Source organism: Pontibacter rufus, from assembly GCF_015694705.1.
In the GTDB taxonomy this organism is placed as follows: domain Bacteria; phylum Bacteroidota; class Bacteroidia; order Cytophagales; family Hymenobacteraceae; genus Pontibacter; species Pontibacter rufus.
This window is the reverse complement of record NZ_JADQDR010000001.1, coordinates 888,416-908,181: the sequence shown is the minus strand read 5'-3', so window position 1 is coordinate 908,181 and position 19,766 is coordinate 888,416. Positions and strand designations below refer to the sequence as shown.

The 19,766-nt window shown below is 48.4% G+C and carries 26 protein-coding genes; 6 read left to right on the top strand and 20 right to left on the bottom strand.

Going from position 1 to position 19,766, the window contains the following annotated elements; genetic code table 11:
• Positions 1–2 precede the first annotated feature (2 nt).
• Complete coding sequence (locus I2I11_RS04215; RefSeq protein ID WP_196266380.1) at positions 3–4,580, bottom strand: hypothetical protein; 4,578 nt, start codon at positions 4,578–4,580, stop codon at positions 3–5.
• Positions 4,581–4,637: 57 nt separating this feature from the next.
• Here I2I11_RS04215 and I2I11_RS04210 point away from each other — a divergent pair, with 57 nt between their 5' ends.
• Positions 4,638–5,042: a hypothetical protein gene (locus I2I11_RS04210; RefSeq protein ID WP_196266379.1), complete on the top strand. Its 405-nt coding sequence runs from the start codon at positions 4,638–4,640 to the stop codon at positions 5,040–5,042.
• A 121-nt stretch (positions 5,043–5,163) separates the two neighbouring features.
• Positions 5,164–5,493, top strand: a complete 330-nt coding sequence (locus I2I11_RS04205; RefSeq protein WP_196266378.1) for a hypothetical protein — start codon at positions 5,164–5,166, stop codon at positions 5,491–5,493.
• 204 nt (positions 5,494–5,697) lie between these two features.
• On the opposite strand, the gene I2I11_RS04200 is transcribed toward I2I11_RS04205, so the two are convergent.
• The 10 genes from I2I11_RS04200 to I2I11_RS04155 all read right to left on the bottom strand — a co-directional run bounded on the left by I2I11_RS04200 (position 5,698) and on the right by I2I11_RS04155 (position 10,802).
• The gene (locus I2I11_RS04200; protein WP_196266377.1) at positions 5,698–6,219 is read right to left on the bottom strand and encodes a hypothetical protein; all 522 of its coding nucleotides are present in this window, start codon (positions 6,217–6,219) and stop codon (positions 5,698–5,700) included.
• Positions 6,220–6,297: 78 nt separating this feature from the next.
• Positions 6,298–6,873: a hypothetical protein gene (locus I2I11_RS04195; protein ID WP_196266376.1), complete on the bottom strand. Its 576-nt coding sequence runs from the start codon at positions 6,871–6,873 to the stop codon at positions 6,298–6,300.
• A 2-nt stretch (positions 6,874–6,875) separates the two neighbouring features.
• Positions 6,876–7,298, bottom strand: coding sequence for a hypothetical protein (locus I2I11_RS04190; protein ID WP_196266375.1), 423 nt, complete (start codon positions 7,296–7,298; stop codon positions 6,876–6,878).
• Positions 7,295–7,738 (bottom strand): hypothetical protein, encoded by a 444-nt coding sequence (locus tag I2I11_RS04185; RefSeq protein ID WP_196266374.1) that lies wholly within the window; start codon positions 7,736–7,738, stop codon positions 7,295–7,297. The genes I2I11_RS04190 and I2I11_RS04185 overlap by 4 nt, the downstream gene beginning before the upstream one ends.
• A gap of 2 nt (positions 7,739–7,740) precedes the next feature.
• Positions 7,741–8,067: a hypothetical protein gene (locus I2I11_RS04180; RefSeq protein ID WP_196266373.1), complete on the bottom strand. Its 327-nt coding sequence runs from the start codon at positions 8,065–8,067 to the stop codon at positions 7,741–7,743.
• A complete protein-coding gene (locus I2I11_RS04175; protein WP_196266372.1) occupies positions 8,067–8,387 on the bottom strand; it encodes a DUF6706 family protein in 321 nt (106 codons plus the stop codon). Before I2I11_RS04175 ends, I2I11_RS04180 begins: the two co-directional genes overlap by 1 nt.
• Positions 8,387–8,608 carry a hypothetical protein gene (locus I2I11_RS04170; protein ID WP_196266371.1) on the bottom strand — a complete coding sequence of 74 codons (222 nt, stop codon included), beginning with the start codon at positions 8,606–8,608 and terminating at the stop codon, positions 8,387–8,389. The genes I2I11_RS04175 and I2I11_RS04170 overlap by 1 nt, the downstream gene beginning before the upstream one ends.
• Before the next feature lie 19 nt (positions 8,609–8,627).
• Complete coding sequence (locus I2I11_RS04165; RefSeq protein WP_196266370.1) at positions 8,628–9,758, bottom strand: major capsid protein; 1,131 nt, start codon at positions 9,756–9,758, stop codon at positions 8,628–8,630.
• Positions 9,759–9,777: 19 nt separating this feature from the next.
• Positions 9,778–10,143 carry a hypothetical protein gene (locus tag I2I11_RS04160; RefSeq protein WP_196266369.1) on the bottom strand — a complete coding sequence of 122 codons (366 nt, stop codon included), beginning with the start codon at positions 10,141–10,143 and terminating at the stop codon, positions 9,778–9,780.
• A gap of 17 nt (positions 10,144–10,160) precedes the next feature.
• The gene (locus tag I2I11_RS04155; protein ID WP_196266368.1) at positions 10,161–10,802 is read right to left on the bottom strand and encodes a hypothetical protein; all 642 of its coding nucleotides are present in this window, start codon (positions 10,800–10,802) and stop codon (positions 10,161–10,163) included.
• 149 nt (positions 10,803–10,951) lie between these two features.
• Here I2I11_RS04155 and I2I11_RS04150 point away from each other — a divergent pair, with 149 nt between their 5' ends.
• From I2I11_RS04150 to I2I11_RS04135, 4 genes are all read left to right on the top strand, one after another.
• Complete coding sequence (locus I2I11_RS04150; protein WP_196266367.1) at positions 10,952–11,140, top strand: hypothetical protein; 189 nt, start codon at positions 10,952–10,954, stop codon at positions 11,138–11,140.
• Entirely contained in the window at positions 11,137–11,340 is a 204-nt protein-coding gene (locus I2I11_RS04145; RefSeq protein WP_196266366.1) for a hypothetical protein, read from the top strand. Before I2I11_RS04150 ends, I2I11_RS04145 begins: the two co-directional genes overlap by 4 nt.
• A 21-nt stretch (positions 11,341–11,361) precedes the next feature.
• Complete coding sequence (locus I2I11_RS04140; RefSeq protein ID WP_196266365.1) at positions 11,362–11,535, top strand: hypothetical protein; 174 nt, start codon at positions 11,362–11,364, stop codon at positions 11,533–11,535.
• A gap of 226 nt (positions 11,536–11,761) precedes the next feature.
• Entirely contained in the window at positions 11,762–11,995 is a 234-nt protein-coding gene (locus I2I11_RS04135) for a hypothetical protein (protein WP_196266364.1), read from the top strand.
• Positions 11,996–12,095: 100 nt separating this feature from the next.
• On the opposite strand, the gene I2I11_RS04130 is transcribed toward I2I11_RS04135, so the two are convergent.
• The 9 genes from I2I11_RS04130 to I2I11_RS04090 all read right to left on the bottom strand — a co-directional run bounded on the left by I2I11_RS04130 (position 12,096) and on the right by I2I11_RS04090 (position 19,756).
• Positions 12,096–12,395 (bottom strand): hypothetical protein, encoded by a 300-nt coding sequence (locus I2I11_RS04130; protein ID WP_196266363.1) that lies wholly within the window; start codon positions 12,393–12,395, stop codon positions 12,096–12,098.
• A gap of 1 nt (position 12,396) precedes the next feature.
• Entirely contained in the window at positions 12,397–13,818 is a 1,422-nt protein-coding gene (locus I2I11_RS04125) for a phage portal protein (RefSeq protein ID WP_196266362.1), read from the bottom strand.
• A gap of 1 nt (position 13,819) precedes the next feature.
• Complete coding sequence (locus I2I11_RS04120; RefSeq protein WP_196266361.1) at positions 13,820–15,346, bottom strand: terminase large subunit domain-containing protein; 1,527 nt, start codon at positions 15,344–15,346, stop codon at positions 13,820–13,822.
• Complete coding sequence (locus I2I11_RS04115) at positions 15,333–16,085, bottom strand: terminase small subunit (protein WP_196266360.1); 753 nt, start codon at positions 16,083–16,085, stop codon at positions 15,333–15,335. Before I2I11_RS04115 ends, I2I11_RS04120 begins: the two co-directional genes overlap by 14 nt.
• A 351-nt stretch (positions 16,086–16,436) precedes the next feature.
• Positions 16,437–16,829, bottom strand: a complete 393-nt coding sequence (locus I2I11_RS04110; protein ID WP_196266359.1) for a hypothetical protein — start codon at positions 16,827–16,829, stop codon at positions 16,437–16,439.
• A gap of 439 nt (positions 16,830–17,268) precedes the next feature.
• A complete protein-coding gene (locus tag I2I11_RS04105) occupies positions 17,269–17,478 on the bottom strand; it encodes a hypothetical protein (protein ID WP_196266358.1) in 210 nt (69 codons plus the stop codon).
• Between the two features lie 2 nt (positions 17,479–17,480).
• A complete protein-coding gene (locus I2I11_RS04100; protein ID WP_196266357.1) occupies positions 17,481–18,110 on the bottom strand; it encodes a hypothetical protein in 630 nt (209 codons plus the stop codon).
• Positions 18,111–18,113: 3 nt separating this feature from the next.
• Entirely contained in the window at positions 18,114–18,548 is a 435-nt protein-coding gene (locus I2I11_RS04095; protein WP_196266356.1) for a DUF559 domain-containing protein, read from the bottom strand.
• The gene (locus tag I2I11_RS04090; RefSeq protein WP_196266355.1) at positions 18,548–19,756 is read right to left on the bottom strand and encodes a phosphoadenosine phosphosulfate reductase domain-containing protein; all 1,209 of its coding nucleotides are present in this window, start codon (positions 19,754–19,756) and stop codon (positions 18,548–18,550) included. The genes I2I11_RS04095 and I2I11_RS04090 overlap by 1 nt, the downstream gene beginning before the upstream one ends.
• Between the last annotated feature and the right edge of the window lie 10 nt (positions 19,757–19,766).

The window sequence follows — 19,766 nt, the reverse complement described above, 5'->3', positions numbered from 1 at the left end:
TTCTATCCGTCAAGTCCTAAATCCCGGGCGGAAGCAGTACCGCCGGAAGTGTTTTTGGAAATCGTATTTAGTGAATCTCCCATCTTTACAAGTTGGCCCTCTATCCTGTGCCCGCTCTCATAGCCCATGCGGGTATTATAATCAATGCGCTCCAAGTAGTTGACGCTTTGAACCGCGACACCATAGCACGCGGCTATGCTGCCAGCCATCCCCTGTAGTTCGGACAACTGCTGTTTGTTGAGGCCAAAGATGCCTTGATAGATGCCTGCAAGCTTGCCTCCGGTTTCTTCGGTAAGGGAGGCACGTATTGCGCCTGGTAAGGTATTCTGATTGGAGCCATTGCCAGAGGGATTGTTCATATCAACCCCGGTAACCGCTTCCATGTCTGCAAATTTCTGCTGCGCTTCTTTCAGGACGCGCTCATATTCTTTCCTCAGTTCCGCTATCTCGTTTTTATCCAGCGAGCCGCCTGATTCAGAGAGGTCGGCAAATAAAGTATAGTAATCTTGCAGTTGCTTTTCTAAATAATCGCGCTGGAATGTCTGCAAAAGGGATTTTTGCACCTGCTCATTAAAGCTTTTGTTAAATGCATCCCCTGCCAGGTCTCCACCATCAGCGAAAAGCCCCACGATATCATCAATCAGCGAATCCAGGGTAAAGCCCGTTACCTCGGCATTGATGGCGTTCAGCGTTTCCTTTATCTTGCTGCTTATCTCCGACATGCTCTTGATAGTAGAGGCGGTGGCCTCATCTATCAACCCTTCGTCCATAAGCTTCTGCAGGTCTGCTAATGCGCTATCCCTCTGTTTCGGATCATTTAACTTGTCGATAAGCTCATTTAGAGGCTTCAGTTCCAGGCCTGCTTTGCCGGCAGTTCTTATCAAGTCATATAAGCTTGTTTGGCCTGCATTGTATTTAGCAATGGTTTCGTCCAGTTCTTTGTTGATGCCTGTAAGCTGCATCAGCCCTACATCCCTGTTTTTGGGGTCGTTATTTGGCTTCTTAAGGCCATCATACAACTTCTGGTACTCCTGGTTGGCATCGATAATGGCCTGCTTATACTCCTCGATGCGCTGGGTGCCGTACATGTCCTTGATGATGGCCAGCTGTCGGTCTAATTGGGTTATAATCGCCTCATTCTGCCTGACCTGCATGTCAAAGGCATACTGCTGCTGTTCTGCTGCCCGCTTTGCCCTGGCTTCATCTTTGGCGTTCATGGCATCGGCAATGCCTTTCACGACGCCGATGGCCGCAAACACGCCGCCGGCAATGCCCATGCCGGCAGAAAGGCCGCTGAACAAGTCCAAGCCTCCGTTGGCCTGCGCCTGCTTGATGGCGTTGAGGCTGTCCTTGATTTGGGCCACACCTTGTATGACATTGGAGACGGAATTGAGCACGTTGCCGAAACCTTCGTTTACCAACCCTACAGCACTGGCCATGCTCCTTAGCTCTCCGGATAAATCCTGGAGCTTTTGCGGCAGCCGTGCGTCAATGGCCTGGCTCGTGCTGTCAAGCGTTTTCTTAATCTTCTGGTACTCCGCCTCGCTGATGCGTCCGGCGGCCCGTAGCGCATCCAGTTGGCGTTTGGCATCCGCCACCACTTGACGGGCCGCTTTGTCGCTCAAATCTTCTATGCCTGCGAAAAGGGTTTTGAAGGCTTGCAATGTTTCAGCATGTGCATCATCCAGGGCGTTCAGGTCTTCCTGGTAGTTTTTATCCAGTTCACCGATGGCACTGGTGTTGCCTTCGAGCTGCTTGCGCTTTGCCTGATAGTTTTGCGTTAGCAGGAGGCGCTTTTCTTCATAACTTTGCAGGTCTTTTAACAGGTCATCATAATTCTTCTGCTGCTCAGTTTTTGCTACTTTCTCCATCTCCAGCAGCTGAATGTAACGCTCCTGCTGTGGCCCCGTCAGCTCATCAACTGGAATGGCGCGTACTTTGGAAAGCTCTTCCTCAAGGCGTTGCTGGTATGTTTTGGAGATATCCAGCACTTTAGCATAGCGCTCTTTGGCTTTGTCTGTGCCAAAAGTTATTTTAAAATTTTCATAATCTTCATAAAGTTTCTGTTCCTCTGAAAGCTGGATTTTGACCTGTTCAGTTGATTGCCTGTATGTCAAGTCTGCTATAGCCTGCTTGCGGATAGGGTCAAGTTTTGAAGCATCAATCTTGATCGTGTTTTTCGGATCCTTGTTAAAGGCGGCTATATCATCAGCTAAAGTCCCAAATTCGTCCCGTACTGCCTGAAGGGCTTCTTCGTTCTGTGTTTTGGATTTCCTTGAATATTTATCCGCTACCTGGCTTAGCTTTTCTAAAAGCGATAATCTTTCACGAAGTGATTGTTTAGCAATATCAGCCGCATCCTCTGCTGCTTTCCGTACTGATTTGTCTGTTTTGCCTAATATTTTGTCGATTTTCTTTTGAACTTCCTCTGCCTGTTTCAAAAGAGCATCGCGCATTGCCGGATCAATTTCGGCATAGGCTTTATCCTGCAATTTTGATTGCTTCTCCTGTAATTCATTGATAGAGGCTATTCCACGTGCTAATCGCTGCTGTGTCTCGTAGGCTGTATTTTGTTGTTTGAGGGTCTTCAGGACATTCTGAGCTGCCGCCAGTCGTTCACCAAATGCTCGTCGGTCGTCATTGATAACAAGTTGGCTTCTTCCAGAGAACATGCCCTCTCGTTCCTTCATTACTTTTTTATAGCTTTCAGAAAGGGTTGCGACAAGCCGTAATTGGTCGTTAATCAGTTTCTTTTGCTCTGCCCCTGATTTTTTATTAAAGTCGGAGAAATGAGCCAGGGACTTAGCCGTTAATTGCCCGATTTTATCGCTATCGGCCAAATCGGGACTAAATGCCTCTACAAAGAAATTACCTATACTTTTGATGGCATTGGAGAAGCCTACAGAGATCCTGTTTGTTTTGTCAGCTAGCGTGTCGACCGCTGTACCAGCTTCTGACATATCACGCTTTATGATATTTGAAACAGCTGTGGAGAAACTGCCGGTTTTCTGTATCTCTGCATTCAGTTCCTTTTGCGAGATGCCCAAATCATCTATAATTCTGGGAGATTCTTTGCCAAGGCCCTCGATTATTTTAGAAACGAGCGTATCAACACTTTCTCCGGTGTCTTTAGCGCGCTGTGAAGCAAAGGACAGATATGTTCCAAGTTGATCAAGCGGAACATTCAGGTTTTTTGCTTTAACAGCCAACTGTTCTAACTCCAAATCTCCTACAAATCCCTTGGTTTCTTCTCTCAGCTTTTCCAAGTATGAAGAATCACCAATACTGGTAAAAGCTCTTTCTATGCCCGATGCCTTTACGGTAAGGTTAAAAAGCTCCTTGCCCCATTGCACCAATTGTTGAATCCCGAACGCTATACCTAATGCTCCTGCAATGCTTGTTATCTGCCCCCCAAACTTGCCTAAAAGGCTGGTATTATCCTTAATCTTATTACCCATTGCATCAAAGCCAGCTTTGCCCTGGTTTGATACCTGACGGATGCGCTCTTCTGTATCCTGAAGCTTCTGATTGTATTTTGTCCGTAGCTCAATATTTTCAGTGCCGGCAGAGGCTTGTTTGTAAAGCTCAGCAGCACGTTTTAATCTGTTGAGTGTTCCCTCAACTTTCTTTCCTGCATTGTTTGTATCATCAAAGGCTTTTGTGCCAATAGCGTTAAGCCTTTTAAGCTCGTTTTTAGTTGCCTCAATTTCTTTATTGAGGTTTGGCAAGGCCGCTGCCGGTGCTTTGGAAGCCTGCTCCTGAAGGGATTTTAATTGCTGCTTAACCCGCTCTATGGCCCCTACCTGCTCTTTGGCACTGGCTTTCCACCCCTCGCCTAATCTGCCGATTGCCTTTACCTGATCATCTACATCGCTTTTAAGGGATGGTGTATTCAGTCCGGGCGTAATAACGCTCCTGTTGGACTTCGGGGTTAACTGTTGGAGAATACGGCTGGTCTCCTGAAGCTTTCTATTATATTTATCTTGCAGCTCGGTATTGGTTGTGCCCGCAATGCCAGCCTTATAAATAGCGGCCTCCCTTTGAAGCTTTTGAAACAGGATAGCTTCCTGCTCTAACCCGCTAATAGTCCGCTGTATTTCCTGTTCCTGGCTTTTGCTGGCTCTTGCGCTGTCTTTTATGGCTTGTGTAGCGGCCTGCTGCTGTTTTGCCGCTTCTTTTTGAGCCTGTGCCAGTCGTTTTTGCTCAAGGTTATACTCCACCAAGGCGACGCGGCCCGCTTTGTATTGGTTATTCAGCGCCTGTTCCTCGACTTTTAGGCGTAACAGTTCTTTTTTATATTCCTGTGCTGAAGCTTTCGTTTTTTCCTGCTCGGTGCGCTGTGCCTGCTGTTCTTCTTTCAATCGCTGCAATGCAATACGGCTATCGGCAAGCGCATTTTGAATAGCAACCTGCCCTTTCTGGTAAGAATCATCCTGTCCGCTATTGGAACCTACAGCGTTTACAGCTTTCTTTACATTACCTATAAGAGCTAACACCTTCTTCGAGTTGGCCTCAATTTCTGAGACGTCCCACGTCCCAATAAAATGAAGACCACGGTTCCCACTTACTTTAACTGCCATTGCGTGCGCTTTTTAGATATTGATTATTGATTCAGGCTTTCAAACCAAAAAAACATTATGCCCTCTTTTGCTGTAAATATTCCCGCTTACCTAATGATGCTTATCATGAATAAACTTCCGACAACCCTAGCCGTTGTGCTTATGATGTTCGTTTTATTATCCTGCCAACCAAAGGAGCAAAACAAGCCAAATTCAGGAACCAGGTTATGGCATCAACATGAACTTCGGAACGCTTTCCTTGATGATGGCATGGATGTTAAAGTTGATGTTGAAGGTGATAGCAGTGATATTTTAATCTTGTCATATCTTTTGTTTGATGATGTTTGGGATAGAAAATTTCAAACTAATGGGTCGTATAAAGCATGGCAAAAAATGGGTTATAAAAAGGTGATACTTCAGGATGAGGGTGAGGATTACAGGCATGAGCAAGATTTGACTATTCCTATTGTAGAAACATATTAGTGCCTTTAAATCAGGAATATCAAACGTACCGATGATGCCCTGTATCCCTGTGCTCCCAGTAGTTCTTGAAGCCATTTTCCCTATGTTTGTCTTTTATACTTTACCTGCTAAATCTAATTTTATGAAACAACTGCTCTTCGTTACTTTGTCATGCTTGTGTGCCTGCTCTTCCGGATCCAATACGCTACCCGATGTTATGGAAAATGTGAAAACCCAAATTGGCGCCTTCTATCAAGCAACACAGGTGGAAGATTACTCACCGGTTTCTTACAGCGACATTGATACAGCATTTTTCATAGCAGATACAGATGGCACAATTTTAAAACTATCTGGCAGCGTCATTCATAAATTCAAAGCGCGGGCGCAGAACGGTAGCATTCGAGCCTATACTGATACCTTTGACATTGATGTTTATAAAAATGAGGTAGTTGCCATCCCCAGAGGTTATTAAGCCTCCTGTTGCCGCTTACCTTTACCGCCATGGTTGTTAATCACATCTTGAATAGCTCCGCCGCATCCACGGGCGCATTGACTTTCTCTTTCTCCTCTTCCGTTTCATACACCGGGATGGAGGCCAGGTCAGCTACAAAGTTTTCCCAGCTCATGGCCATAACAGCTTCGCGGGTTTCGCCAAAGTACTTCCTGTAACTTCCGATTATTCTCCAGGGGCTATCATCTCCCCTTGTTCGCCTGGGCTCGTTTTTGGCTTCAGGATGCTTTCGGTACCTTTCACCAAGACGATAGAATTCAAAAAAACCTGCATGTAGGTCGACCCCAACACAGGCACTATAATTTCTGCCAGGTCCAGTGCGTCGGTGTTCTTTGAAAGCCACTGCAGCAGTTTGGCGGCGGGTTCTTCTCCGTTGTTCTGGATAATGGTGGCCACCCCGAAAATCACATCCTTTAAGTTGGCGTGAATCGCTGCCAGCATCGCCGGTATCCTGTTCTTCTCTGACTGCAAAGCCGCCTGCAGAAGCCCGCTGTCCATCAGTCCCGCATGGCCGCTGATGATCAGCATAGTAGCCACGGTTGTAGGCTTCACGACGAATACCCGTGCTTTCGGGCGCCGCAATAGCCTGTCCAGCCAGGTGCGGCGCTTTACGTCTATGGTTACCGTCAGCTTTGGCTTTTCGGTGATAGTCTCCGCTACTCCTTTTATGATTTCCTCTTCTTGCATAGGTTGTTTTAATTTGGAAAAGTAAAGCCCTAGCTAAAAGGAAGGGCTTTAACAGGAGCTATGAAAACAAACTTATCCTTACCCTGCCGGAACTGCCGGGGTGCTGTCTATAACGGTGCCGTCAGCCTTCACCATTTGCATCGTGCGGGTGGCTTCCTCACCATCAGCGTCGATGAATGAAAGGATGGTCGCCGTGGCCGAAATCTGCACCAGCCCATCCTTCGTGAATGGATTTTCTACCCTGGAGCGTGCGTCCGTGTTGGGGAACGTGATGATGTACTTAATACCATTCACCGGGCGCGTAGTCATCCGGATAGCCAGGTTAGCGACTTTGCGTTGCGCTTTAAATGTTGTGGTACTGGTTGCTGCATCGAATGCCACATTGAACAGGTCTGCAAAGTTCTCCTGCGTAAAGTCCAGAGTGGAAAAATTAAACGTGTCAGCCTCGCCCGGAGTAGAGAGCGTAACCTCCGCCACGTCTTTATCTTCAGGGATGATCTGGTTCACGCTGTCTTCATTCTGCGTTAAGGAGACAGTGCCGTTATTTATGTTTTCCACGCGACGCCAGGCAGCGTCTAGCGGGGCATCGGCTATATTTTTATATGCCGGGGCAAAGTCTAATCGCTCAATGCCGCTTATTGGAGTAATTGCCATAATTATAGATTTTGATAATTTTCCTGTAATGAATAATAGTTCACTCTGATGTTCAGGTACCAATTAGCGCCATCCTGGTAAGGCTGGCCGGGTTCGTCAATGTCGGTATGGAAAGAATCTTTCCAACAGGCTTCCAGAATAGGGTAAATCGCCTGCTCAATTTCGTACATGCGGGCTAAATCCGGCATGGTGTTGTCGGTGGCACCGTCGAGGTTCAGCTTTAGGTTCGGCACATGAATGTTGACGTTCACTACGCCTTGCTGCAGCTGCTGGTTGGTAAGTGCCAGGGAGTTGATTACCACGTCCTCGTTTCTGCTGTTGGCCGGCCGCTGGTGCTGCCAGATGCTGCCGCTGATTATACCGGTGATTTCCGGCACCTTCAGCAACATGGCCACGTCCGCCACCATTTGTAAGCCGCTCTTCATCCTTCGAGTAAATCCGCTAAGTCCTGCTCTATGTAAAGGCTGGAGCCTGTGATAACATCGTACCCTTTGCTTTCCACAGCTGCCGCGTAATCTTCACCGGCCACACAGATAAGCGCTATACCGTCTGTATAGCTGCCGGCCAGCTGGCGGGCGTATTCCATGCCTTTTGCTGCGCCGGCGTCTCCGGGGCCTACTGTTTCAAATTCTATTGCCACCTCTCTGCCGTTATCCAATAGCAGAAAACCGATACTTGAGCGGAGATTGAAAGTGATGTTGCCAAAACTGCCCTGTACCTTCGTTTTCTCCCTGGCGCGCTCCATCCACACCGTAGCAGCATCCCGGTACGCCTGTATCACTTCCTGCTTATATTTCTGTACGGCCTGCTCTATCTCCTTTTGGATAGCTGCCATGTTGAAATCCGCTTTGATGGTTACAGCCATTATCAGTATACTTTGATGCTTGTGTGCAGCTGGCCCCGGTAGGTGCTCGCTACGCGGCCCTTGAACATATCAACCACCTCTACCTGCATGCCCCGCTCCGGAATATTCAGCGATGACATCGGCAGGTAGATAGTGCCCGCCTGTCGGTAAGTTTCGTTATCCACGCCGGTAACGGTGCTGTTGCCAACGCCATTGGCATCATCAAACCGGCAGGGCTCCGTTACCGTTTCACCGGGTGCACCGGCTACAATAAATCCGTTTCCATCCAGCGTGCTTTCGGTACCTGCCTTGCTGAATACCAGCGTGTGCGGATAGCGTTCGTAGGCCATTACCAGAGATAAGTTGCAGCGCCGGAAATAACCGGCCCGGTGCCTGTTTGCAAGCCATACTTACTAAGCAGGGCCTTTCGGACATTCATCAGGTTGGTTCGGTCTGCCAGCGTTACCTGGTAGGAGCCTTCACGCAGGTCAGGAGAAGCGAGGAGCACGAGAATCAAAGCAGCGGCGCACACATCTACAGCTTTGGCGTTCTCTTTCGAGTACACGCCTTCAGGCGCTATGCCGGCATCAATCATTGCCTTTATGTATACAGAAGCATCCAAAGGATAATTGGCGCCAACGGTGCTTTTAACTGCTTCGAGGTTCGTCATTACGCCTTAACTCTGCGCTCTACCAGCTTGCGGTTAACCAGGTCTGTTAAGCGGTCTTGCTCGAAGTCGCTCACATTATCGCCGGCGTTGTATATCTTAGGCGCTGTTACGCCCTTCTGAACATCGTATATATCCCTGAATTGCTTACCCTCCATAACCACGTAGTCGTATTCAGCATCGGCTACTTTAGTCTTTGCCTTATCTTCTTTAGCTTTTGTCATTGTTAGGTACTTTTAGAATTTAACCAACTGCTACAGCGTCATCCTCTGGCGCGGCTGGAAGGGTGCGCAGGATGTGGATGTTCTTGCTGTTATTGAGTACCGGCGTAGCATAAGCGGTGCCTTTAGTAACAACCGTAATAGGATCTTCAATGCCCCAAGTTTTTACCAGCACAATGCCGGACTTGGTTTTCTGCGCCACGCCTGCCTGCACATACTCATCAGCTGACAGCGTGTACTGTGTGCTGCCCAATACCGGCGTTTCAGAAAAGACGATGTTGCCCTGACGCCAGCCGGAAACAGTTGTTTGGCTGCCGTCTTTACCCTCAATGGATACGGACGAATCCCATACGACAATCTGCGGCAATCCCTGGGCGAAGAACGCGCTGTTCATGGCCTGCAACGTCGGCACAGCCTCCAGACCTAAAGCGTTTGCTACGTAGGTAGCGGCGAACTTCTGTACACTGGTAAAGGCAACAAGCGCCTCAAACGTCTCTTGCGCCATGAACATGTAAGCCAGTCGTCTGCCTTTGTCGCGGGCCGCTTTAGTACGGGTGCGAATGTCGGCAATCGGATCGGCTCCTTCCGTATCCCACGGCGTGGCAGCATCTACCACTTGGGCAGCGGGAATACCGAAATCTACTTTGGTAGTGGTTTGCACGCCCTGCTCGTTGTTTACCACTGTCAGCTCATAGCCACCAGTGGAGGCAATGCGCTTGCTCATCCATTCCAAACGGGCACGCACTGCATTCACGGCAAACACCTGATCATCATAGCGCCAGTCGATCACCTGCTGCAGCACGTTGCCCCGGGCCGCCGCGTTGTTGACGCTTTGCAGTGCATTCATCAGGGCTCGGTACTCGTTAAAGTCCGTTTCTGTTTTGTCGCGGCCACCCTCAATTTTAGGCATATCGCCGGAAGCTTTGCCCGGCGTAGGTCGTCCGAAACGGGGCGCCCGCGAATTAAAGGCCACAACGGCGGCGGCAACGGTCGCGCCGGTAGACGCCTCAATGGATTTCCAGGACAGGTCCGTGCGGAACTGCTCAGGGAATACATTGGCGTAGCGTAGGTCGCTGAAAGGGTATGCATCCAGGAATGCCTGCGCATCCGCTAAACGGAAATCCTCAATTATTTCATTTACATTAACTGCCATTATCTTGCGCCATTAAAAATTAAACATGTGTGATGCGTGGCAGTGCTGCAACCCTGGCAGCCAGTGTGCCCTGCCCGGTAGGTAGTGCAGCTTCGCGGATAGTGCCGGAAATGCCCACACCGTTTACCAGCGTGTTGCCTTCTTCTGCCGGGGTGTCACGGATAGTGTAGCCGATTGGCGTTGGGGCACCAACAACGGCTGGATCACCTACAATCTTGCCTAAACCTGTAGCAGGGTCTTTGCCTACCATTGTTCCGGCAGGCACGACACCGTTGACAGGTGTGTAGCCTGTCAGGTCGAGAATCAATCCGCCAGGGAGCGTATCTACCACGTTCTCCCAAACGAGTGGCTGGAATGAACCGCCTTCTCTTTTAACTCCTAACATAATGTTGCTCTTTAGATTTATTTAGCTGTTTCTTGTGCAGGCTTTTTACTGGCCAGATACGCTTTCATGTCGCCTGAAACCTCGTTTTGATTCTTGGTTTGGCCTTGCGGCGGCGCATCGTTGCCGAAAGCTGCTAATTTGTTTTGCTTGGCGAATTCGGTATAGTCGGTTGCCAGCTCGGTTACGGCTGTCTCGAAATCCTCGTCCTTGCTGGGTATCCTGCCTTTGAACATAAATTCAGGTACACCTTTCAGGCGTCCGTCTTTCTTAAAGCGTTCTGTAATGGATTGTGCCTGCTTTTCCTGCTGCATGGCGTTTACAGTTCCTGCCAGAGTGGTTACCAGTTGCGTTAGCTTGGCAATTTCACTGTCAGGCTCCTGATTAGGTTTCGCAGGTGGTGAATCCGTTGGCGGGGTGCCCTCGTCTTTTTTCTGCTCACCTTTTGCCTTGTTCGCCGCCTCTGTCGCCCTGCGGTCTGCTTCCGAACTTGCCTCTAGTAGAATGTCCTCCCGGTCATCGATATAAGCATCAATGTTTTCGTCAGTGTCAATCTTTTCAGCCCATTTGGAAGCGATGCTATCCTTAAAGTTCTTGCTGAGTGACTTGCCCTTGAGCTTTGTCTCAATTGCAGCCAATACTTTAGCCCTTTCTGCTGGCATAATGGTTGGATGTGTAAGTTTACGGAAAGATTTATTTAAAAGTACGTCCTATGTTTGCAAATATGCAAATAGTGTAATATTTTGCACCGCATTTACGGTATTTACGGTGCTTTTACCGTATATTAGTACAATAAAAACGATGTAAAAACATGGCTAAAACAGTAAAGGATTCGCTATACCTGGATGAAGAAAGCTACTACTTCATAAAGACTGAAGAAGATGCCGGAAGGCTGAATAAGCAGAAGTTCTACAACCTGGCAATCCAGAAAGAAGTGGAGCGCAGGCAGCAGGAAAAAAAGCTACTTGAAAGTATGAGAATGGAGGAGGTGAAGCGATGATGTGCACCTTTACCCTAACAGTAGAAGTTAAAATCGGCATGTTGCTACGCGAGGTCGTTATACTGGCTAAGTTGAAAGCGATACAGCTGGATATGAATATCCGGTTCAGCTTCAATGGCACTAGAGTCTTTGTCAGTCCGGACGCTGATATAGAAAAGGTGATTGACCGCTATCATGCAGATTGTAAAAAGATTAAGTAATAAACAGAAAACTATAAAGCCATGCCGAAAGAGAAAATCAAAATAGAGTTCAGCGAGGAAGACCTCAAGGAGTTGATTGCTGAAAAGTATAGTCTGGAGCTGAATACAGTATACCTGAGCATCTCGCATTACAAAGGCGATGCGCGGGAGCCCGCTTATACTACAGTATTTGCAGAAGGAGAAAAGAAGCAATGAGTTGCCCAATATACGCGCCTACTGTCAAAGACTTGATTGAGGAACTTCAAAAGCTACCACCGGACGGGCAATTAATAGGAAACTGCGTAGATAATAGCGGCACGTGGTACACTTATCCTGTCAGAGTTTTCAAAGTAGAAGGCAACAACAACATGGTTGCACGTTATCTGGCGCCCATAGATTCTGAAAACATAAAAAGGTAAACCCACAGTGTTAAGAAACAACTATGACCGCTTCTGTCTACAGCCAATTTGAGGGCATTGATGCGCTATCAATTAGGGAGCGCTCAAGAATGTTCCGCCGCACGGCATTGAATTTTCTGCAGGAAGGTAAAAGCACAGCTATTATGAAGCAGGTGGCGCAGGATCTATTGGAAGAAGAGATGTATGAGGCGGCAAACGGTGTTCTACAGGCAGTGGCAGAATTTGAGCAAAATGCACAGTTAAGTTTAGCCTTATGAACTCACTTGCGCATAATCATTTTTCATAGCCTCCTTCAGCAAATACTCATACGTAACCGCCTGCCATTCCTGCGTGCCACTGGTCATCTCATAGCCAATACTATCCGCTAAGTGCCAAAAGGGCATGTATCAACTCATGCGCCACGATGTGCACCTTCTTCTGCTTTAATACAACCACTGTGCGTAAGGCTCCTTTCAGTTCTGATGCAACGGTTGTGTCTAAGGTGCAGCAGGAATCGAGGTGGAAGTTCTCCATATACCACCTTTCTGTTTCGCCATACCTTTTGTGGCAAAATGCGGCAACGGTTTCAAGGCTGGTGCACACAACTATGTCCAGCTTGAACATGCTGGGCAGAATGGGTATTTCCTTCAGCAGCAGGCGGGTTTGTTTCTTTGCCATGTTATGAGACTTTCATGCCGGTTTTGCCTATAGGTGGAGTGCCGCTGCCGGCGCTATTTGCCTTTGCCTCCTCTTTCAGTTTCCGGTACACATCTTCCGGATAATCTGAAACGCCGGCCATGCGAATCGATTCTTCCTGGTCTACAACAGGCTTGCCGCCGTTGGCCTTCATGGCTAGATCAATGCGTTCCCCGGCATCATCGATGCGAAACAGGCTGAATTGCGGCTCTGCCGCTACGCCATCCTTTATACCGAGCAACTCACTGTACACGGCAATCAGGAAGTTGATGCAGCGCTGCACGCCGCTGCCAAATTCGCCATCCTGCATGTCTCTGGCGGCCATGTGCGGGGAAATCAGCATCCTGTCCATGGCAGCCCCTGACAGGTCACCCAGCCCTTTCATGCTCTCTGCATCCAGCTTGGCCGAACGTGTAAGCGTGAATATGGCCTCATCCAGCATATCAAACTCCAGCTTGCGGGCTGCCGTGTAGTCGCCAGGTGTGAGAAACTTGGCATCGGCATCATCTGAGCCCTCCAATACTTTGCCGGCCACCCCTTTTGCCGGCATGTTTACGGCAGACCCTTTCATGAACAGCATGGGGTCACCGTAGTATTGGTTATTGTCGAAGAAATCGGACTGGTTGAACTCCCTGGCACGGATAAGGTCTTTCACATCGTCGCACTCCGGTTTTTCCTGGCGCCAGTAGATAACGGGAATCTTGCCATAAGGCAGCTTCTCCACGTATTCATTACCGGCATCATCAACCTTCTTTATTTCTTCGTACCCGCCATTGCCACTTTTAAAGCGCCGCAGTTCGGTGTCGGTATAAAGGTCAAAGTACTCCTCATCATCTACCTTATAGCCACGGCCGAAGGCAATCATGTCGTTATACTTGTCGAACACCGGAAACAGGCTGTCACCGGTAGAGGGAGAAATGATGCGGGTGCGCAGTTTTACGCCGCCTTCGGCCTTTTCATCTTTCTTGGAGTACCAGAGCAGGGCCACCTCAGTTTCTGCCATCAGCTTACGGGCAATCTCTTTGAGGTTATACTGCATTTTGGCGCCACGCCAGGCAGCGGTTGCGGCACTGAACACAGGGGAATCAGGTATATCAGACTTGAAGGTTATCTTATTGCCTACAGCGAAAGATGCCCGCTGCTGGATAATGAACTTTTGGAGCGGGATAGCAATTTTAGCAACGGCAGTCCATTTCTTCTCCACAATGGGGTTGCCAGCATCATCGAGTTTGTCAGGCTTGGGTATAAGGGACAGCTTATCTGGCCGGTGCACCGTGCTCTTTACTTCGTGCTGCGCCACATCGTACTGCTTCATGCCCTCTTCATACTGCGTATCAGGCTTAGCGGCTTTCACTTCTGCTATCAGGTCATCAGCTGATAAGGTGTTGAGTTGTTCGGTTGTCATGTCAAGTATATAAGAAGTTGCTTTGCATTTGTGTCGGTTTCAGGTCAAAGAAGGACCGCATCATAAAGCTGTCAGCGAAATCGGGCGAACGACCAAGTATAATGCGCTGCTCCTCTTTGCTGTTGAGTTTTTTCTTTCCATCCTTATCGGCAGAGCCTTTTCTTATGGCGCGCAATTCTTCATTGATGTAATCCCGGAGCCTTTTTTCTACACCCTTATGCCTGATGATACGGTCTGCCACATCCGGTGAAATGAAGGCCATGGCGTTGTTAACCTTTTCGGCTGCATGGTAATAACACTGCGTTTTCAGGTTGTCGTAGTTGGGCTTTTCCACCTTCTTGCCTCCTATTTCCTGCGGCAATGGCTTGGCGTTGTTCACAAAGCTTTTCATGCCCGGCAGCTGATCCACCACGCCCCCACCGACACCATCAGCGTCACAGACGGTTTGAGAACGTGGTACCGCATACTGTTTTTCATAAGCCTTTACCTGTTTGGCAATGTCGGAGGTACTGGATATATCGAACCATGCCACATCAATGACGCGCCAGTTATCCCAGACTTTGATAACTGCCAGGTCAGAGCCAAACCGGGCAGCATCCACTGTTATATATTTCTTGCCTAAGGGTACGTGTTCATTGGAGTACAGGTCATTGATACGCTCATTTAAGAATAGTGAACTACCTGACTGCTTCACTTTCCAGTTCCCTTTTAGCAAGGCTGCCTGTGTGGCCTCATCCAGCGCCATTAGGTTACCCAGGTAGCCGGGGTCAACCTCAAGCAGTTTTTTGTTATCGAAGATAGAGCCTGGAATAAAAGTGACGCTTTTCGGAGCTGTATCGGCCAGCTCGTCAACAAACTTATGTGGCGCTTTGTCTTTGACCTCCTGCGGGGTATCTCCCCAGACATAGTTGTTGTTGTCGCTGGTGAAGTACCGCAGCTTGCCGATACGTTCTTTAATGGGGAAGCCGAAGTTGGGATTGGGCGTGCCGTCCGGCAACAGTTCGTCCTGGTCTATCCACCAGCTGACAAAGGAGGCTACCCAGCTATCCGGTTCAGGGTTGCAGGTAGCGCGGATGTAAGGCCTGATGCCCGAAGTGGAGCGGTTACGGGAGAGCATGTAGAAGAACATACTTTCCGTGAAGTGTGTCAGCTCATCAAAGCCAATGAACGGTATTTCCGAGCCCTGATAATTGTTTTTGTCTTTCTCGTACTGCAGGTGCTCAAAGTCTATCCTGGACCCGGAGGGAAATGACCAATCCAAGAACGTATCGCGGGGCAGACCATCAGCCGCTAAGTATAGCTCCTGCGAGGCATCCCAAAGGCCTCCTGACATCCTGATTTGTGGGGAGGTACGACGAAAGATAACACCGGCAAACTTGGGGTTTTGAATGTGCCGGAGCGGTTCCATGAGGAGTGAGAAAGTTTTACCGACACCGGCCGCAGCGCCACCGATGGCGATGTCTGCAGGCGTGGAAAGCGCCTGCATCTGGTAGCCGGGCTGTGGACGGATTATCTTAACCTCTGCCATTGTCAGGTAACTGGAATATGGTAACGTTTGATTCTGGCTTAACCTGTTTGTTGTCTTTTTCAAACAAGCCATGGATACGGGCCAAATCACGCAAGGCAGCATCTGCCGGGTAAAGCTCGACATTCAGGCCATGCTCGGAGTGCTTTACTGACTTGATTTTACCGGCTTCTTTATCACGAATTAGCTTTGGCAGGTCCAGTTCTACAGTCTCTATCAGCTCTTCTGGTCCTGATTCAATCCGATATGCTTCAGGATTACGCTCCAACTCTATCTCCAACCTGATTATGTCCAGCCGTCGTTGTTTTTGTTTCTTGGCAACATCATCTAAATACTCACTATCTAACTCCTCTTGGTTTAGCAACTGTGCTCTAATGATAAAACTGTCAGCATCTTCATTCTGTGCCTTTAGTCTTTCAATGATTTGTGCAAGAGGGGTTTTGACACGGGGAGCGGTCTGCACTTTAACTACTTTGAAATATTCGTTAAGATTGGCTCTGGCGATGTCAGAGATGCCTTTCAGGGTTTCATCGGCAGTTAGAGAGAGTTCTTTCATACGCTCGTCTATGGCGGCGCGTATTTGAGGTTTCTTCAAGTTTTCAGACCCAATGGCATAGGCGGTTCTTTCAGAATAGCCGGCCCGTAAAGCTGCCTGCGTTCGGTTAAAGTCGACGCAATACTCCTGCACAAAGCGCTGTTGCTTATCTGTTAGCTTAATTTCTTCAGGCTTCTCTGTTGCCATACTTTATAAAGATATTTGCCTGCATAGTATGAGTATACAGACGATGTACGTGACTACATCTTGAACGCTGCGGGGACTTGAACCCCACTTCTATAGCATTGCAGCTGTGCACGTGCTGTTCACAGTAGTTTCTGCTTTGGCTCGGTATAGTGTGCTACCCTTACACTAACAGCGCATTTATTTAAACTTAAGAAAAAGGCACGCCAATGACGCGCCCCTTTTCCGAGCTATGAAATCAAACCTTCCTTAAAATCTCTTAACAATGCAATATACGTATATTCTTGGAATTGATATAGATACACCCCTTGTTATTCATATGCTTAATTTCTGCTATACCTGAGGGTATAGCATTCATGGTCGTTCATAATCATCGAAATCAGGAAAGCCATCATCTTCAAGATACCTGCTTTCTAATTGTGGATTCATCTTGCGCTCCACGGCTTTTTCTACTGCTTCATCAAAACGCTTCTGATAGGCATTCTGCACCTCATAGGCAATAATAGGCTGTATGTTCCAGGCTTCGGCATGAGAGCGGGCTACGTCCTCAGTTACGGGGCTAATCGAGAAGATACTGCTCATGCCGTACATCTTAGTATGAGCGGGTTGCTTTGATGTTTCCGGTATGTCCACTCGCAGCATGACTGTGTTGCCGAAGGTGACAGTCTGCGCAAGTCCTGCGCATTTGATATGGCCCATGATTTCCACGATGGCCCAGTTCTCGAATTTGTCTGTTGTGTTTTCCATAAGTATGATTGATTTGTTATGCTTTTTTAAAGGTTAATTCATACAGTACACCCCCTAATTCCACAGTGCTGGATATGTGGTTTTTGATTTCACATAGTTGCATCGTGATATAAAGTATTTTGCTACTTTCCTCGACTGCAACTTTTACTACCGCTTCCTTTTCTGACTGATCCATTTCATTATAAGATATTTAACTATTCTGCTTCAAATTTTCCACACGCTGGCCAGTTCACACGGTGGTCTGTGCCTGGGCCGTTCGTATCGCCTCTGAGTTCGCACTTATAGTAAACTTTATCATATTCCTTTCCATAAAGGTGCCTGCAGCTCTTGCAGCGTTCTCCTTCCGGGCCTTTGCCAAAAAGCTTCAGGAGTGGGTTTGCTTTCTTATTGGAAACCGTGATAGTTTCGCCGAACAGGTTTTGATATGTAACAGGTTCTTTCATAACAGCTCCTCCTGTGCACGAACGCTATCCGGCATGTTGGCCTCCTTCAGCTGGTCTGCTGAATACCATGCTGTTTTTCCATTGTGAAACTGCACCTGGTAATTTTGGTCATGGAAGTTGCCCTTCTGGAATTTGAGGAACGTTGCCGGGCCTGCCAGCGTGTTAAGCTCCTGGCCTGGCTGTAGGTTGGTTAGTTTTTCTTTCATAATTATTTAAGCTTTATAAATCCGTTATCATACTCAAAATCCTTGATTACTCCGGCTTGACACATATTTATAATACACTGGCGAGCAGATGTATTTGAACCATAATGATGGTCTACAACCTCAATGATGCGCTTTATAGAACACCTGCCGCCCGCTCTGAACTTCAGGTAGTGAGTTATCAGATTCACAGTGTTGCCGAAAGCCGTCACTCGTTGGCTCTGGGAACCGGCAACGGATTCTTTCATGTAATCTTTTAATACAATCTTAACAATCTTCCGATTTAGATTTGGCGCTACGGCCTCCTTCACGTATATCGCCTCAGTAGTATAGAGTGCGCACTTTGGATTTTGATTCCAGTACAATAGACCTATGCCATAATCTTTGCATAGACGCTCCCTGAAATGGCCATCCTTGTTGTAAGGCACAGCGATGTATGAGTAATGCGCATAATTTCGATTCTTGTAGGCTTGCTCAAATACTTTCCAGTTGAAAGTAGTCTTCACCTCAACGGCTGTCCTGACATTGCCCATCACCGCTACAAAATCTATGATGCCGGCTGCCGGTACTTCGTTGTATATGTCATATTCCGCAAAATAGGAGATGAACTTTCGCGCCAGCTCTGTCTCTGTCATGTTTTAAATTTTAGTTTGAATTGCCTGTTTGATAATGCTAAGGGCATTCGGCTGCAGCAGCTGGTCAGGTGAGAAGCGCAGCACCCGGATGCCCATCACTTGCGCGGTGTTATACTTATTGCAGTCATCCAGAAAGCCTTTGCCTCTGGTGTGCCTGCCTTGCGTCCAGGCGCCGCCCTCCACTTCAATAGCGATGCGGCTTTCAGGCAGGTAGAAATCAAAGCGCCATTTGCGCTCCGGATGGAAATCGTGCTCTGCTATGACCTGCTGGCCGGTGGCCTTCTCCAGCTCCCGGATGCGGTGCTGCTGCAGAGCCTGCTCCAGCTGCTTCTCGGCATCAGTCTTTTTGCGCCTGGGCTTCAGTGCCGCTTTGCCGCAACCGGCAAGTATAAGCCGGGCCTGCTCTGCGGTGATGATTTCTGTTTTCTGTATGGCCATTAGTGAAAGATTGTGTTGAACTCGGCAAAGAGCATGGCCTGCACGGTGCCGTCTCTATAAATCATTTCCATAGGTGTATCAGCAGTTGGTTCCTCACCTGTCCATTTATTCGGCCAGACGTTATCTGCCCAACATTGCCGAATAAATGCTTCTTCTTTATCGCTCAGAATGTCGATTGCAGGCCGGCCACTCTTTACGGCAACTTCGTTTACCTCTTGCTGTATGGCAAGTACTTCGGTTAAAGCCATCTTTCTGGCTTCCATTGTTAGCGGCCCCATGCGTTGCTTATTTTTGCCGCCTTCTTCAAGGCCCGTTTTCCGCAACCGGTTCTCTGGTTTCCTCAATTCGCGCCAGAGCGGTTTAAGCCTTTTGAGTGGTGCCAGATAAGCCCAGCGCGGCTGTTTGATAACTGTATCCAGTGCGCTGTCTTTCTGTGCCAGTGGGCACCCTGTGCAACCGGTACGGGCGTTGATTTCTTCTGCCTCATCGCCACCGTAAGCGTCTGCAATGGCTGCCGTACTCCAGTCGCCATACTCTTCCATTGGTGCCCAATGCTTGAGCCACTCCCATACATGGCACACCCGCCAATGAAGTATTGGGGCCAAAGTGTCGCAAAGCTGATCCGGCATTGTTTCCTGATACCAACCCTGCCCACATTCGGCGCCATCTTTGCCGCAGCTCATCATGATGCGCTGGTCTCGGATGGCACTTTCTCCCTGACGAACTCCTGTCAGCATCAGAACCTTCTCCTCTTTTTCAGCAAACAACTTCTCCAACTCATGCTTCATCGGATCTATTTTGATTTGGCGAGTACACCAGCGAAAGGTATTGTTGTTGGGCGGTGGCACACCCCGACCTAAGATGTAGGTCATAAAGCGTTTTTCAAGTGGAGCCATTACTGTGCGTACTTCTATGCCAATCTCCCTCAATTCTTGCATTATGTCCTGCGCAGCGAACCACAGCGGCGAAAGCTCCAGGCGGGTATCGGCATACATTACTGTCAGCGTCTCAGGTGCAGGTATCTTGCCTGATTGGATCATCCACACCACCAACGTAACCAGCGTTGAGCTATCCTTGCCACCGCTCCAGGCGATGCACCAGTGCTTGTGTGTAGGCCCATAGGCAAGTAGGCTTTGGCGCGTCAACTCTATGCCTTCTGTCATTTGCAGGCGTTTTGTTCCCTCAAATATGTTTGTCTGATTTCTCATAAATTACTGA

Bases quoted from the DNA above. Each gene is read 5' to 3' on its own strand.
- I2I11_RS04215 (WP_196266380.1), bottom strand. From the start codon at position 4,580: ATGGCAGTTAAAGTAAGTGGGAACCGTGGTCTTCATTTTATTGGGACG.
- I2I11_RS04210 (WP_196266379.1), top strand. From the start codon at position 4,638: ATGCCCTCTTTTGCTGTAAATATTCCCGCTTACCTAATGATGCTTATC.
- I2I11_RS04205 (WP_196266378.1), top strand. From the start codon at position 5,164: ATGAAACAACTGCTCTTCGTTACTTTGTCATGCTTGTGTGCCTGCTCT.
- I2I11_RS04200 (WP_196266377.1), bottom strand. From the start codon at position 6,219: ATGCAAGAAGAGGAAATCATAAAAGGAGTAGCGGAGACTATCACCGAA.
- I2I11_RS04195 (WP_196266376.1), bottom strand. From the start codon at position 6,873: ATGGCAATTACTCCAATAAGCGGCATTGAGCGATTAGACTTTGCCCCG.
- I2I11_RS04190 (WP_196266375.1), bottom strand. From the start codon at position 7,298: ATGAAGAGCGGCTTACAAATGGTGGCGGACGTGGCCATGTTGCTGAAG.
- I2I11_RS04185 (WP_196266374.1), bottom strand. From the start codon at position 7,738: ATGGCTGTAACCATCAAAGCGGATTTCAACATGGCAGCTATCCAAAAG.
- I2I11_RS04180 (WP_196266373.1), bottom strand. From the start codon at position 8,067: ATGGCCTACGAACGCTATCCGCACACGCTGGTATTCAGCAAGGCAGGT.
- I2I11_RS04175 (WP_196266372.1), bottom strand. From the start codon at position 8,387: ATGACGAACCTCGAAGCAGTTAAAAGCACCGTTGGCGCCAATTATCCT.
- I2I11_RS04170 (WP_196266371.1), bottom strand. From the start codon at position 8,608: ATGACAAAAGCTAAAGAAGATAAGGCAAAGACTAAAGTAGCCGATGCT.
- I2I11_RS04165 (WP_196266370.1), bottom strand. From the start codon at position 9,758: ATGGCAGTTAATGTAAATGAAATAATTGAGGATTTCCGTTTAGCGGAT.
- I2I11_RS04160 (WP_196266369.1), bottom strand. From the start codon at position 10,143: ATGTTAGGAGTTAAAAGAGAAGGCGGTTCATTCCAGCCACTCGTTTGG.
- I2I11_RS04155 (WP_196266368.1), bottom strand. From the start codon at position 10,802: ATGCCAGCAGAAAGGGCTAAAGTATTGGCTGCAATTGAGACAAAGCTC.
- I2I11_RS04150 (WP_196266367.1), top strand. From the start codon at position 10,952: ATGGCTAAAACAGTAAAGGATTCGCTATACCTGGATGAAGAAAGCTAC.
- I2I11_RS04145 (WP_196266366.1), top strand. From the start codon at position 11,137: ATGATGTGCACCTTTACCCTAACAGTAGAAGTTAAAATCGGCATGTTG.
- I2I11_RS04140 (WP_196266365.1), top strand. From the start codon at position 11,362: ATGCCGAAAGAGAAAATCAAAATAGAGTTCAGCGAGGAAGACCTCAAG.
- I2I11_RS04135 (WP_196266364.1), top strand. From the start codon at position 11,762: ATGACCGCTTCTGTCTACAGCCAATTTGAGGGCATTGATGCGCTATCA.
- I2I11_RS04130 (WP_196266363.1), bottom strand. From the start codon at position 12,395: ATGGCAAAGAAACAAACCCGCCTGCTGCTGAAGGAAATACCCATTCTG.
- I2I11_RS04125 (WP_196266362.1), bottom strand. From the start codon at position 13,818: ATGACAACCGAACAACTCAACACCTTATCAGCTGATGACCTGATAGCA.
- I2I11_RS04120 (WP_196266361.1), bottom strand. From the start codon at position 15,346: ATGGCAGAGGTTAAGATAATCCGTCCACAGCCCGGCTACCAGATGCAG.
- I2I11_RS04115 (WP_196266360.1), bottom strand. From the start codon at position 16,085: ATGGCAACAGAGAAGCCTGAAGAAATTAAGCTAACAGATAAGCAACAG.
- I2I11_RS04110 (WP_196266359.1), bottom strand. From the start codon at position 16,829: ATGGAAAACACAACAGACAAATTCGAGAACTGGGCCATCGTGGAAATC.
- I2I11_RS04105 (WP_196266358.1), bottom strand. From the start codon at position 17,478: ATGAAAGAAAAACTAACCAACCTACAGCCAGGCCAGGAGCTTAACACG.
- I2I11_RS04100 (WP_196266357.1), bottom strand. From the start codon at position 18,110: ATGACAGAGACAGAGCTGGCGCGAAAGTTCATCTCCTATTTTGCGGAA.
- I2I11_RS04095 (WP_196266356.1), bottom strand. From the start codon at position 18,548: ATGGCCATACAGAAAACAGAAATCATCACCGCAGAGCAGGCCCGGCTT.
- I2I11_RS04090 (WP_196266355.1), bottom strand. From the start codon at position 19,756: ATGAGAAATCAGACAAACATATTTGAGGGAACAAAACGCCTGCAAATG.